1 protein-coding gene is annotated in these 329 nt (G+C 43.5%); it reads left to right on the forward strand.

Annotated elements, in window-relative coordinates; all coding sequences use genetic code 11:
- On the forward strand, window positions 1–319 hold a 319-nt coding region (locus tag PG901_RS13620), incomplete at its 5' end, for a transposase (protein WP_271134705.1).
- Between the last annotated feature and the right edge of the window lie 10 nt (window positions 320–329).

The raw sequence follows: 329 nt of genomic DNA on the forward strand, positions 1-329 counted from the left end.
TGGTGATAGAGGATACATCAGTAAAGCACTAAACGCGTGGCTCACAAAACACAGTGATACCACGTTGATAACCAAACTTCGGCGTAATATGAAACCGCAAGTACTCAAGCCGATGGATGAGGCGCTACTCAATCATCGCTCTTTGGTTGAAACGGTTTTTGGAGAGCTTAAAAACTTGTGCCAAATCGAACACTCACGCCATCGTAGTGTCACGGGGTTTATCACAAACTTGCTGTCAGGTTTAATTGCTTATTGCTGGTTTCCCTATAAACCCACCATCAAAAACATGCCTCAGCAGAGACAGGTAGCCACATTGTAAATAGTATCAA

It is taken from the genome of Psychrobacter sp. ANT_H3 (genome assembly GCF_027919975.1).
Taxonomy (GTDB): domain Bacteria; phylum Pseudomonadota; class Gammaproteobacteria; order Pseudomonadales; family Moraxellaceae; genus Psychrobacter; species Psychrobacter maritimus.